This is a genomic window from Silvanigrella aquatica (assembly GCF_001907975.1).
GTDB lineage: Bacteria > Bdellovibrionota_B > Oligoflexia > Silvanigrellales > Silvanigrellaceae > Silvanigrella > Silvanigrella aquatica.
In genome coordinates, this window is record NZ_CP017834.1 from 2,131,019 (window position 1) to 2,144,256 (window position 13,238).

Annotated in this window: 14 protein-coding genes; 3 read left to right on the forward strand and 11 right to left on the reverse strand. The window is 35.5% G+C overall.

Annotated features, from left to right (window positions below):
- Positions 1–43 precede the first annotated feature (43 nt).
- The 10 genes from AXG55_RS08895 to ccsA all read right to left on the reverse strand — a co-directional run bounded on the left by AXG55_RS08895 (position 44) and on the right by ccsA (position 9,318).
- On the reverse strand, positions 44–1,078 hold the full coding sequence (locus AXG55_RS08895; protein WP_148697773.1) for a lactonase family protein: 1,035 nt from the start codon (positions 1,076–1,078) through the stop codon (positions 44–46).
- A gap of 306 nt (positions 1,079–1,384) precedes the next feature.
- Complete coding sequence (locus AXG55_RS08900) at positions 1,385–2,770, reverse strand: TIGR01777 family oxidoreductase (protein WP_233231102.1); 1,386 nt, start codon at positions 2,768–2,770, stop codon at positions 1,385–1,387.
- An 81-nt stretch (positions 2,771–2,851) separates the two neighbouring features.
- Positions 2,852–3,115 carry a glutaredoxin domain-containing protein gene (locus AXG55_RS08905; RefSeq protein ID WP_419248044.1) on the reverse strand — a complete coding sequence of 88 codons (264 nt, stop codon included), beginning with the start codon at positions 3,113–3,115 and terminating at the stop codon, positions 2,852–2,854.
- A 79-nt stretch (positions 3,116–3,194) separates the two neighbouring features.
- Positions 3,195–3,467, reverse strand: coding sequence for a BolA family protein (locus tag AXG55_RS08910; RefSeq protein ID WP_148697776.1), 273 nt, complete (start codon positions 3,465–3,467; stop codon positions 3,195–3,197).
- A gap of 31 nt (positions 3,468–3,498) precedes the next feature.
- The gene (locus AXG55_RS08915) at positions 3,499–4,008 is read right to left on the reverse strand and encodes a hypothetical protein (RefSeq protein ID WP_148697777.1); all 510 of its coding nucleotides are present in this window, start codon (positions 4,006–4,008) and stop codon (positions 3,499–3,501) included.
- A 110-nt stretch (positions 4,009–4,118) separates the two neighbouring features.
- A complete protein-coding gene (locus tag AXG55_RS08920; protein WP_148697778.1) occupies positions 4,119–4,859 on the reverse strand; it encodes a uroporphyrinogen-III synthase in 741 nt (246 codons plus the stop codon).
- 13 nt (positions 4,860–4,872) lie between these two features.
- A complete protein-coding gene (locus AXG55_RS08925) occupies positions 4,873–5,967 on the reverse strand; it encodes a hydroxymethylbilane synthase (RefSeq protein WP_148697779.1) in 1,095 nt (364 codons plus the stop codon).
- 32 nt (positions 5,968–5,999) lie between these two features.
- A complete protein-coding gene (gene hemA, locus AXG55_RS08930; protein ID WP_148697780.1) occupies positions 6,000–7,385 on the reverse strand; it encodes a glutamyl-tRNA reductase in 1,386 nt (461 codons plus the stop codon).
- A 25-nt stretch (positions 7,386–7,410) separates the two neighbouring features.
- Positions 7,411–8,442, reverse strand: a complete 1,032-nt coding sequence (locus tag AXG55_RS08935; protein ID WP_148697781.1) for an asparaginase — start codon at positions 8,440–8,442, stop codon at positions 7,411–7,413.
- A gap of 24 nt (positions 8,443–8,466) precedes the next feature.
- Positions 8,467–9,318, reverse strand: coding sequence for a cytochrome c biogenesis protein CcsA (gene ccsA, locus AXG55_RS08940; protein WP_148697782.1), 852 nt, complete (start codon positions 9,316–9,318; stop codon positions 8,467–8,469).
- 120 nt (positions 9,319–9,438) lie between these two features.
- Between ccsA and AXG55_RS08945 the strand changes: the two genes are divergently transcribed.
- Both AXG55_RS08945 and AXG55_RS08950 read left to right on the forward strand, forming a co-directional pair.
- Complete coding sequence (locus tag AXG55_RS08945; RefSeq protein WP_148697783.1) at positions 9,439–9,825, forward strand: J domain-containing protein; 387 nt, start codon at positions 9,439–9,441, stop codon at positions 9,823–9,825.
- Between the two features lie 35 nt (positions 9,826–9,860).
- Positions 9,861–11,333, forward strand: a complete 1,473-nt coding sequence (locus tag AXG55_RS08950; RefSeq protein WP_148697784.1) for a M20/M25/M40 family metallo-hydrolase — start codon at positions 9,861–9,863, stop codon at positions 11,331–11,333.
- Between the two features lie 80 nt (positions 11,334–11,413).
- Here AXG55_RS08950 and AXG55_RS08955 read toward each other — a convergent pair whose 3' ends face one another.
- Complete coding sequence (locus tag AXG55_RS08955) at positions 11,414–11,734, reverse strand: hypothetical protein (RefSeq protein WP_148697785.1); 321 nt, start codon at positions 11,732–11,734, stop codon at positions 11,414–11,416.
- Between the two features lie 272 nt (positions 11,735–12,006).
- On the opposite strand from AXG55_RS08955, the gene AXG55_RS08960 reads away from it, so the two are divergent.
- Entirely contained in the window at positions 12,007–13,218 is a 1,212-nt protein-coding gene (locus AXG55_RS08960; protein ID WP_148697786.1) for a hypothetical protein, read from the forward strand.
- Positions 13,219–13,238: the final 20 nt, after the last annotated feature.

Sequence of the window (13,238 nt, forward strand, 5' to 3'; positions counted from 1 at the left end):
TTTTTAGCTATTTGTCACAATTACTTGATCTTGCAACCTATTTTTAAGGCATTTTGTCGACTGAAAATGGCTTTGCAATGTGATCAGCGCCACTATCTTCACATGAACTTAATTTTCCATCAGGATTTACGGTACATTTGTAAATTTTATCATCCCCCGAACTTGCTACATAAGCAAATCCATTCACAAACTGAACATTTCCTCTTGGTGCACTCAATTTATTTGCGCCAGAATTTTGGCATTGTCCTAAAGTACCATTATCTAGGAGCGGGCACTTGACAATGATATTTTCATACGTAGCAGTTACGTAAGCAAAATTTCCGTTGAATGAAATTGAATGAGGGCCATCATATCCAATATCTACTTTATTGCATTTTTCAATATTACCATTTGATTTTTGATAATCGCATATAAGAATACTTTTATTCAAAAAACTAGCAATATAAGCCTTGAATTCCTTGAAAGTAATATTTGTAGGATATTGTAATAAAGAACTATTTATTCTTGAATCACGGCAACTTGTCAAAGTATTTGATACTTTGTCAATCGAGCAAATCAATAATTTATCTGCATTTGAATCTATTATATATGCTTTATTATTAAATATTTTTAGTCCTTCGGGACCATTTAATGCTGTTAGGCCACCAGCTTTTATACACGAACTGATACTGACTGAACTTGAATCATATTCGCAACTTGTTATATAGCCTTTAGTTCCTGCTGCAATATCGTTGGGAGTACCGTGCCTAGTGATATATACATGCTTCTCAGAGAAACCAACTGCATCTGCGGTTGATCCATAGCCTGGTTTTTGTGTATCATTGCAATTGCCAAGATGACCATCATCATCCATTTTGCAAACGGTTAATGTTGCTTTATCTCTGTTTGTAATGACATAGTAAGGATTATTACTATTTTTTATAACCGATGCAACGTTATCGTCTGCAGAACTAATTGAATTTGATACTTTATTTTGCTCAGGAAAAAATATTGGATCTGCTAAATTTTTACTCAGCCCACAAGATGTTAATATTAATAATAAAGATAAAGTACAAGATACCTTTAAAAAGAAATACATAACTGACCTCCGCCAGTAAAAAATAACTAAAAATATCAGAATTAAAGCCTAGCTAAATTTTCTAACAACGAATATTCTGATATTTAATTATACAATATTATTCATTACATTATAGTTAATATTACATTAAATAGTAACTCATTTTTGAAATAAAGTGATTTTTGTTTACTTAATTTGGGTTTAAAAAATATATTAATGTCGCAAAATGACGCTAATCATGTTACTTTATTTTGATAATATTCTTCACTGAAAGCAATCTTATGCGAAGGAAATAAATTTATAATAAAAAAATAGTTATTAAACAAATCAAATCCCAAGACAATAAGTAAACACATCGTGTAATTGTGAATGCAAAAAATCATAACCATTTTTAGTCGCTTTAACAGGCTTGGCGTGTTGCCCTCCAAGCAACAATTCTTTACCCATTTCACCAAACAGAGTTTCGACAAACAATTCGGGAATACGCAAAGAGTTTGGTCTATCTAATGTTTGAGCGAGCATTTCAGAAAACTGCTCATTTGTTACTGTATGAGGCGAAACCGCATTGACGGCTCCTGTTACTTTATTATTAGCCATGGAAAATAAAATCAGGCCAAGGACATCCATAATCGAAATCCAGGGAAGCATTTGCCTCCCAGAACCAAAAGGTCCGCCTAAATACAAACGATAAGGGGTATAAAGTTTTTTAAGCATTCCCCCAGAAAGAGATAAAATTGATCCAAAACGCAAATTAACAACACGCATTCCCGCCCTTTCAGCGCCACGAGATGCCTGCTCCCAATCTTTTGCCAACTGAGCTAAAAACCCTTCTCCTAAGCGAGAATCTTCATGTAAAATATCGTCATAATCACGACTACCAAATATACCAATGCCCGAAGCGGAAATAAAAGTAGCAGGAATTTTATTTAATTTTGCAAGTTCCTGACAGAGAGCCGATGTAAAATGCACCCGGCTTTGAATTAATTCTTTTTTGCGAGAATCACTCCATTTTTGAGCGGCAATATTTTCTCCCGCTAAATGCACGACCGCATCGAGTCCTTCTAACAAATTAGCATTAATAAATTGATTTTTTTCACTGTCCCAACCAACGTATCCTGGTATTAGGGGAGAATTATTTCCGCGGACAAGTTTAAGAACAGTATGCCCACCCGATGTTAAAAAAGGAACAAGAGCACTGCCCACCAAACCCGATGCACCTGTTACTAAAATTTTTAATTTTTTTTGCGAGTATTTTGAATGTAAAAATAAATCATATTTTAATGTCCGATGTCTATAAGTAAACAGTCGACTTAATTTTTCTTCGACGAATGATCTGCCAATAAACTTAGAAACAAAATCAAAAGGCAAACTATAGTGAATTTCATCAATCATTTTTGATTTTGTTTCATCAATTTTTTCAAATTTATGCGTGTGCTTATAAAAGTGGAAAGGACCTTTTATTTGGATATCTTCAAATTGTTTATTTTCAATATAATTTTGATGCTGCGCATGAAACTCCATGGGAATAATTCCAAGCATAGATTTTAATTTAACAAAATCTCCGTTATGAATGGAGCCTTGTCGCGAAAGAATTTGCGTAGGCATCCAGGGAGGTAACAAGCGTTCAAATGCACCTTCACGTGTGTGCCATTGAAATGCTTCTTCACGTGATACGGATAAATGAGAACTTCTTGAAAAAGTATGCACCAACATAAAAAAAACTCCTGATAAAGTCATCTCGTTGAGTTTATCAGGAAGTCTATAAAATCCAACTGAATTCAAGAAAAAAAAGAATTATTTTTGAATTCCTAATTTTTCATGTAATTCACCAGACTGATACATTTCAACAAAAATATCGCAACCACCAATAAATTCACCTTTAATAAATATTTGCGGAGAAGTTGGCCAGTTATTTATTTCTTTTAATGTCGACCACAAAAGAGGATCGCTATCCATATCATCAGATTTAAAAGGACGACCCAATTCATTTAAAGTACGAATGACTTTTGCAGAAAAGCCGCAACGTGGCGCTTGAGGAGAACCTCTCATATAAACCATAATTTCGTTATTTTTAACGTCTTCTTCAATTTTTGATTTCCAATTCACTGACACTGATGAACTCCTATTTACAATTAAATTAAAATGGCTTTGCTGCCATTTTTTGTTTTTCATTTTCCCATTGTTGACGCGTAAAAGTTTTAATTGTCAAGGCGTGAACTTCGCCCGTATTCATTTCATTTTGGAAGAGCTCCATAATCATACGGTGCCTTTTTAAGGCAGCCTGACCATCAAAAGCATCGGCAATAACAACCACAGAATAGTGATCGTTTCCACCAGAAAATTCGCTGACAAGACACTCAGCGCCTTGAATTCCACTTTCAATGCGTTGTTTCACTTCATGATTTAACATGCAAAAAAACCCTTAATAAAATCATCATAAATTAGGGATGAGTAGCAACCACCAAACGCAATGTTTGAGGTATTGTTCCACAGCCCGAGACTAAAAAAGAGCTCAAATAATTTTGGGCTACCAACTCAGGGTTTACAAGTTGTCCATCATTTACGCAACGCCAAAATACACTGTGGTGATCATTTTGTCTGGGCTCAAAATCATAAGATTGATAGTTTCTTTCACTACTCAAATGCACCTGCACAGTCCGAACGCGCACTGTTTTCCCCTCTAACGAAACAATCATTTTGTCCCCGCCTTTTAAAATAATTAAGCCAGGACGTGGTTGACTTGTTTGAAAAATATGGAGGATGTCGTTAGGTTTTGTGGCTTCAATAAGTTCGTTAAAATATTGAACATATTTCATAAGAAGGTTACAAAGTTCCTCTAGAAAAACGCTCACGGAAAAATGTATCATTTGATGGGCATGTGAGGGACTGAGTGCTTTACCCAGGTTTATCCTAGCAAGATTTTGTATCCAGAGCTTTTCCGACTGCTTCATCTTAGATTACCTCAAGTAAACCTGTTTTCTTGTGATCAGGAATACCTTTCCCTTAATTAAAGTTCCATTCTTCTCTAAAGTAAGAAATAGAACCCTTCCTAAAACTGACATTAAGATATATCTCTGTCAATTAAATTTAGCTTCAAAAGTGCCTCTCGTGCAGATTTTTCCCACGTAGAAAAAAAGAGAAATGGAGGTAAGTTATGCGGGGTCGTTACATTAAAAAATGTAATTAGTGATTTGACCACCAAATTTACAATGTAACCTGAGCGACAATAAAAAACAAATTGAGAATCTAATAAATTCTCATTTTGAAACAAAACAGTTAGATATTCATTTACTCTTTTAATTTCTAAATCAACGAGAGTATAAAGTGGAACAATTTCATAAGTGAACAGGTTATGAGAAAGGAATTCACTCAAAATTTGTTTTGATTTTCCTATTTCAGAGGTAAATATAACAACATGAGAATTATGTTTTAAATTATTTTCCAGTTCTGATAATAAAGCAAAAAGACCCTTTTCATTTTTAGGATAAATGACTTCCTTTACCGCTTTTTGCACGAATAGGGGCAAAACCTTTTTAATATAGGCTGCTGTGCTTTGACCAACCGCACAAATGCGATGACACATTAAATTGTCAATTTGCGTATCAAATTTTTGGTATAAAAAAGAATTCACAGCTTGTTTACTTGTAAAACAAGCTGTGAATTCCTTATTTTGAGGAATATTCCAGCTTGATGATATAAATTCAGCTTTTGCTACCGGAAAAAAAATATTTGTGCTTTTTTTAGGAGAATCTCCTTCTAAACCACATTCTACAAAAATTTTTTTAATTTTTTTTCCGTTCATACAACAGTCTTATTTAAGAATTAAAATTCAGTGCGCTCACTTCTAAAAATCCTGCTGCGATTAACCGCATTTTCACGCTTTCACACAAAGAGGATTGACATAGTTTTTCAAAATATTGAGAATAATTAAACAGACAAGATTCCCATAATTTTTCGATCTGCAAAAACTCCTCGGCAGAAATCGTAAATACAGTTTCTTTATGAACATGATTGCGTCCACATATCACATAAATCTGTTTATCAATAAAATGAACTCCAATGGAAGAATGACAATCTCCTCCTAAAAGAGCAAGAATCATTCTTTCTATTCCTGCTGCAACACAGGCTTTAGGGCAATTTAAATTATGCAATGAAGAATGCCATGTCTCTTGCTGTTGCATCACTTCAACCGCGATCACTCCTTGAGCCGTTGCCGGAATAAATTCATGCACAGGCAAATAAAACATTTCTTTATTATGAAATAATCTCAATCTTTCTAAACCCGCTTCTGCTAATATAATAGCAGAAAACTCGTCATTTCGAACACGTTTTAAACGTGTGTCCACATTACCACGTAATATTTCAATATTTAAATGTGAACCAAATACTTTTTTAAGTAACATCTGTCTTCGTGTACTTGTAGTTCCAATGGCTTCTTGATTAAAAATTTTAGATTGCAGTAATATTTTTTTTAATTCTTCAAAACTTAAATTATGAATTTCTTTTTCAAAAATAAATTTTTCTTTTATTTCTTTAATTAATTTTGATGATAAAATAAGTACATCCCTTGCACCGGCACGAGGTAGTAATGTCATAATTTTTAGGCCGTTTGTTTGTGTGACGGGCAAATCTTTCATGCTATGAACGGCAATATGGGCTTTTCTCGAAAGAAGAGCGTCTTGAATTTCTTTAATAAATAAACCTTTTCCTGTTGTTAAATGATGTGCATCGGACATATCATTTTCAAGATGAATATCTGCTAAAGGAATTTTTTGCATTTTGTCACCCGTAGTCACCAAAGGTAACAATTCCGATACCAAACCCTGCTTTAATAACAAAGATTGAATGGTTTCAGCCTGCCAAAGAGCTAATTTACTTTTTCGAGTTGCAATTTGAATTGGAATAGACATAAAGGAAAACTTTCTCAATTTTCGAATCGTGATTAACTTAAATTCATTTTATTATTCTTCATAGGAAGCTTAAATAAATTATCTTCTTTTTGGATGTTTTCAGGTAATAGCGGTTGTTCTGAAAGATTAAATAAAAATTCGAGTAAATCGCCAACTGTATTTTCATCATTTTCAATTTTCATATTATTTTTTGCTAATGAAGCCGCATAGGAAACAATTTTTTTTGCAACCGCATCGGAAATCACTTGAGGTTCAATTTTTTTACCGTTATTTATGTCACGCATATAACGAGAGACTTCATAATCCACTACATTTTTAACCCAACTGTGAAGCCGTCCTACATTTGCTAAGTTTTCTTTTTGTTTGCATGTAAAAATATAATCTTGTACTTCCTCTTCAATTATATTTTCAGCTAAAAGGGAAGCATGTTTTCGCATTTCTCGATTTTTTTCCATTACAGAATCGAGATCATCAACATTAAATAAAAACAAATTATCCCAATCTGAAATAGCAGGATCAATTTTTCGAGGAACACTAATATCGACCATGACCGCAAGTTTACCCTGACGTTTTTTCTGATAATCTTTTAAATCTGATTTTTGAATAATATAATGATTTCCCGATGCTGCCGTAATGCAAATATCAAATTCATAAATTCTATTCAGAGCGTCATCTAGTTCTAATGGCCAAGCATCTCCCAAATCGAGAGCCAATTTTTCAGCACGCGCAAACGTACGGTTGGCAATAAAAATACTTCGTGCTTTAGAAAATATAAGATGCTGCGCTGTGATGCGCGACATTTCACCGGCACCAATAATAACAATTTTTTTGCCTTCAAAACTTTCAAAAACACGGGAAATGACATCAATAGCGGCATGACCTATTGAAATCCCATTTTTACCAATGTCTGTTTGCGTGCGAATTTTTTTTGCCACACGAAAACAGCGATTAAACACGGGACCCGCTAAACTTTGTGCACTTCCAAATTCCACTGCTTTGACATAGGCGTCTTTAATTTGACCTAATATTTGCGGTTCGCCAAGAACCAGAGAGTCGAGGCTTGCTGTCACTTTAAACAAATGACGTAAGGCATGGGCATCAAAATTAATTTTAACGTAACTTGTAATTTTATCTAATTTAATTTGAATTAATTCTTTATTATTTTGAAGAGATAATTGAAATAATTCATAATAAATAAAATATATTTTTTGCGCATCTAGTTTTCCAAAAAAACAAATATCAAACCGATTGCATGTACTTATTATGACAAACTCAATGACGTTATCAGGTATTAGTTTTTTTAAAATGGTATTTAAATTTTCAGACGTCCCCACAGCAGCCCATGCTTCGCGCAATTCTACAGGACATGTTTTATAATGCACTCCGCAGTATGAAAAGAAAGGGGTTGATGATGTCATATAAATTAACCACCTGTTACGTTATTCATTTTAAAGAAGAAGAACATTCAAAAGCTAAGGGCGTCGCAAAGAACTCATGCCTTTTTTCAAACGGAATATTTCTGCCCAACATCACCATCAACTTCACACTGGTTGCCTCAAAGGTCATATCGTGTGCAGAAATAGCTCCCAATAACGCAAATTTTCTTCCATTTTCATATAGTTCTAAAGAGACAGCGCCTGATTCACACTGAGTTGAAATAACAACAGGAATTTGTCTATCCAACGCTTTTTCACACAAATCAAGCCAATGCTCACTTGCAATCGGCAAATTGCCCGCACCAAAACCTTGAATGATAATTCCATTGGTGGAAGACAATAAGGCATCACAAAAAGCGCGAGTAGGAACCGCTCCTGGGACACAAAGTAACGACGTAATATTATTATTTGCTAAGGGATTAATAACCGGCGCATGTCTTTTTGCTTCAGGTAAAATTGATTTTAAGACTTTGGAATTCAATTTCATATTGACACCAAAACTTCCAATAATAGGAGCATTATAACTACGGTAAGCATACAAATGTTCATTACTATATTTTGTAGCACGTGTGGCACGATGTACTTTGCTATCAAAACAAATTAAAACTTCAGGAATACCACGTGTTGCTAATTCAACAGCATCAATCATATTCATGCGCGCATCACTGCGTAATGCGGTTAAAGGGCGCTGCGATCCTGTAAAGACAACGGGTTTTGTCAAACCTTCTAGAAAAAAGGCAAGAGCTGTTGCTGTCCACGCCATAGTATCAGTTCCGTGAATGACAACAAATCCATCAAAATCCGACCAATTTTCCTTTATAGTTGTAGATAATAACTTCCATAATTCAATATTGGCGTCGGAGGAATCAATATTGCAAATGACATTCAAATCAATTTCTGCCAGAGAAGCTAACTCAGGCACACTAGATAAAAGACTGTCAAGCAAGTGGGGAGATTGCTTGGAAGCAGAATGTCCTCCTCCTCCTAAAACCATTGCAAACGTACCACCTGTATGGAGTATAAGAACTCTTTTTTTCATAATTTGAATAACTCTTCCCGATAATTAAAAGTACTGCCAAATTGTACCAAATAATCCTAATAGCAGGAGTATCATGCCAAAAATTGCTAACTTAGCACCTTTTCTTCCGCGCCATCCCCAGAAGCTCCTGCCAAAGATCGTCATCACATACCATCCCCAAACTAAAAATGCCCATAAAATTTTAATAAAACCGACTTGAACAGCAAATGTTCCGATAAAAATCAAGGCCAGACCTGAGAGAAGACTGCACGTAATAAAAGTCAGACCAATAAGCGAAGAACGTTCAATGAGTTTTTCTAAGGTAGATAAACTGGTATGTGATGAATTTTTATCCCATTTTCGTTTTTTTAAATTTTGATAGTCGCGCAAATATAAAAGTGACGCGCAAAAAGATGCCACAAAAATAGCCTCTCCCAAGGCCGCTGTCCCTATGTGAAAATAGACAAGCCAATCGACGGATGTGGCACGGTACAAAGGTTTGGGATCGACGAAAGGAGTTATGGTGACCATCAAAAAAATAAGAGCGCCCATTAAAAACGAAAAAGAAGGCAAACCTTCTTTACCCCGATCGATCACAATAACAGCCAATGCTAAAACAAGACATATGACCGTGTACACTTGTGTTGTGATTGAGTTCAGCGGCAAAATAAATTCTAGGGTTCCATAAATAATTGTAAATATCGTTGCAAATCCAAATAATATACGAGCTAAATTATGAAACATTTCAAAATGCTTTTTTTCACGAGCACGCAGGCTTAAAGTATAACCAAAACTTAAAACCGCAAATCCATAAAGAGTGCTCATGGCAATACGTGAGACGGCTTCCAGCATGAAGATGTTCTGTATGAGATTCTCTTGAAAAGAAAGGTTTGGCATGTCAGTATTTAAATCCTTTTAATTGATTCTGAAAGGAAAATGGCAATTTATGCCTTCCTTCAAGCAGCTAAAAAGCACATGGTTCTCTAAGACATATAACAGCAGGTGATTGATTCCAACATGGAAGACGATTTTATTGACGACAGCGTTTTTGAAGCTAAACGCTTAGAATATGAAAAGAAAAAGCAAAAAAAGCAAGAAAAGCAGCAACGCCTGGAATTAAAAAAACAGGTGCTTTCCGAATTGCAAAATTTACTGCATAAGCAAAATCAAACAGATTCAGACGATTTTGAAAGTTGCTACCAAGCTTCTCTTGCATTTAAACCAGGAACAAAAAATTGGGCGCGCGCCATTATGAATTTATCTGAAAATATTGAATTGCTTGAAATTCGCAAAAAATATATAAAACTCGCTCAATATTGGCACCCGGATAAAAACAATGATACAGATAACGAAGCAATGAAGTACTTGAACGAAGCATGGCAAATATTAAAAAAAGAATGTTAATTTTTAATTCTGATTCGCAAAGGAAGTTTAAGAATATGACAAAACACACTCATTCTCCCACTTGCGGCTGCAAAAATGAAAAAGGAGCACCCCTTTTTACCACAGCTCCCACTTCAACAACACAAAAAGCGCTTGATTATTTTGAAGATAATATTAATAAAGAGCTTGAAAACTTGAAAAAACTTGTAAAAATTCCCAGCGTCAGTCTTTCTGGTTTTGACGAAAATGATGTTAAATTAAGCGCCGAAGCAACGGCAGAGAATCTGCGTCAAGCGGGATTAGAAAATGTGGAAGTTCTTGAACTTGCAAAAGGAGTACATCCTTATGTGTATGCTGAGTGGATTCACAAACCCGATGCTCCCACATTGTTACTTTATGCTCATCACGATGTGCAACCGCCCGGGCGCGATGAAAAATGGAAATCAAATCCTTTTGTCCCCACAGAAAAAGAGGGAAGACTTTATGGCCGCGGTACCGCCGATGACAAAGCGGGAATTATTGCACACACAGCCTCCATTGCTGCTTATTTAAAAACAGCGGGCGAACTTCCCGTTAATGTCAAAGTTATTATTGAGGGAGAAGAGGAAATTGGCAGCCATAATTTGGCAAATTTTGTTCGTGCACATAAAGAAAAATTAAAAGCCGATGGCATTATCGTAACAGACTGTGCCAATGTCGACTCCGGTATTCCCAGCATCACAACAGCTCTTCGCGGATTGGTTGCTGTTGATATTGAAGTGGAAGCGCTAGATCATCCTGTGCACTCCGGTTTGTGGGGTGGCATTTTACCTGATCCCGTAATAGCACTAACCCATATACTTGCTTCCTTAAGCGACCCAAAAGGAAATATAAAAGTTAAAGGAATTTTAGATGACATTCTTCCCCTCACAAAAGAAGAAAAAAAGAATTTTTCTTCCTTAAAAATGGAAAATATTGCCCGCGGCGCCACAGGACTTTTGAAGGGACTTCCCTTTGCTGTGGAAGAAAAAGACTTTGCCGAATATCTTTGGCGCCAACCCTCTTTAAGTATTAATGCTATTCAAAGTGGAAGCAAAAAACTTGTCAGCAATATCATTCAAGATGCCGCTTGGGCACGCGTGTCTATTCGCATTGTTCCTAATATGAGCCCCAAAGATGTTACTGATAAATTAACAAAACATATTGAAGAACACTGCCCTCCCGGATTCCGCCTTAAAGTAACTCCCGAAGCCGGAAGCAATTGGTGGTCCATCGCCGATCCCAAAGCCGACGTCTATCAAATTGCCGCTCGTTCTCTTGAAAAAGGTTACGCTCATACGGCGCAATTTATTGGTTGCGGGGCGAGTATCCCCTTTGTACAACCTTTATCCGATGAATTTGGTGGCATTCCTGCTATTTTAGTTGGCGTTGAAGATCCCTATACCAATGCCCATTCTGAAAATGAAAGTTTGCTGTTAAGTGATTTTAAGAAATCGATTTTAGGTCAAATTCACATGCTTGGGGATTTGGCGAAGTATAAAAGAATTTGAGACCAGCAAAGGAAATTTTAGAAGAATAGAAATGATAAAAGAGTTTTTAATCTTATTTACTTATCAATTGTATTTAAATTTCATCCCGCTTTTCTAAGACAATTGCAAGGTAACACAGAGCAGTATTGCCCCCGATTGCAGTCCATAAATTTTTTTACAGGATTTGGATGTTCACCTACTGGGGTAGCACGAAAACTTTTATGCCCATGTTTATTTGTCATATAATGAATATTTTGGGTTTTTAATTCATAAACATTCCCAATTTTATCTTCACCAGCTCTTAGTTTTCTTGGAAATTTAACATCACCATCAAGTAATTTGCCATCTTGAAGCAATTGCGCTTTGTAAAATACCGCTTCATTTTCATCTTCTTCAATATTTGTAATCATAACCTGCATCATTAGAAATCTCCCCTTTTTACCTCCTTACAATCGGCATCATTTCAAAATAATTTACAAAAATTTGTAAAATTAAATTTAATTTTTTAAATATTCATGCAAATTTTTAAATTAAATTGCGGCAAAAAAATTCTATTATCAAAAGAAACTTTATCAAATTGCGTTATCAAAAATTATATGAGATGCTTCATTTAAAGTAACTAAACACAATTTATATTTTCTCAAAAATTTGAAATTTTGTTCTAATTTTCTTGGGAATAAAAGGAGTCATGCCTATGATTAAAACGGTGGGATCACAAACTTTCCTTGTCTCAATTTCCTTTGTTTCTTTACTAAACCTCCCCGCATTTTCTTATGAAAGCAATAATTTAAACACATCAGCTCAAAGTAACAACTCGCAAAGCGCGACTTTACGGAGTCCCTCTTGCTCTCCCAATGATGTGAGTGATATTAAAAATGCGGCTTCACTAAAAGCGAAAGAAACCTTAAGCGGAAATACTTGTTCCGTTATTTACGAAGTGAATAAAAATCCGTCCTATTATGAATATGCTTTCACAACAAGCTCAAGCCCCTATACTTGCCGTCTCGCAAGTACGGCTTATATCGTATCTGCCACAAGCACCGCTAACGCATCTGTTCCCTTGTTAAAATGCGCCAAAACTCCTCCCGCTCAAGATAAAAACAAATGGGATACCTATTATCAGAAATACAATACATACAGCGCCAAAACAGATGAACTTCTAAAAAAATGGAATAATTTACCAAAAATCCAACTGTATCCTCTTCCGCAAAGTCCTCAAGCGGCAAACTTTAATGCAGCCATTTATACAACATACACCTACGTAAAAAACACCAGTGGAAGCTTGCCTGCCGGAGTTGAAGTTTGGTTTACAAATGTGGAAGAAATGATGACTGTTTGTAAAAAAATCCCAAATAAAGATAAGTTAACAAGTGAAGAACTCAGTTACCGTTTTAGCGAATTATTAGGACTTCCCCCTGATGCCCCTAGCGACTCCGTCCATTCCTTTGCTTTTTTGAGAGTTCCGACAAATCAAATCAGTGGTGAAATAGATTATAAAGGCGATGCCAAAGTGTTTAATAGTTACAAAGGAGCAGGAGTTTTCAGGCCTTGCGCATCGGCTTTAACAGATACCGGTGATAAATTGTGCAATAGCATAAATACCATGCCTACAAATGCCAATGCCTTAAATCAAATTCTAACTAAAGATGATAAAAATCCTGCCAATAAATTACTCGATAAAAATGTTGCCAAATGGCCTGGCTATCAATTTTCCAAAAGATTTTTTAATGAAGATGGTTGGCCGCACTATCCTTGGACAGGCCGAGGCTACACCTATGATTGGGGAATAAATAGCAATAATAATTATGGACTCTCTGAATATGTCATGGAACAATTTACGCAATATTATGTCTACAATACAAAAAGTATTGCCGACTTTGTGAAAAACTGCTCCGATACGCAATAAATAATTTATTTATTATCTAA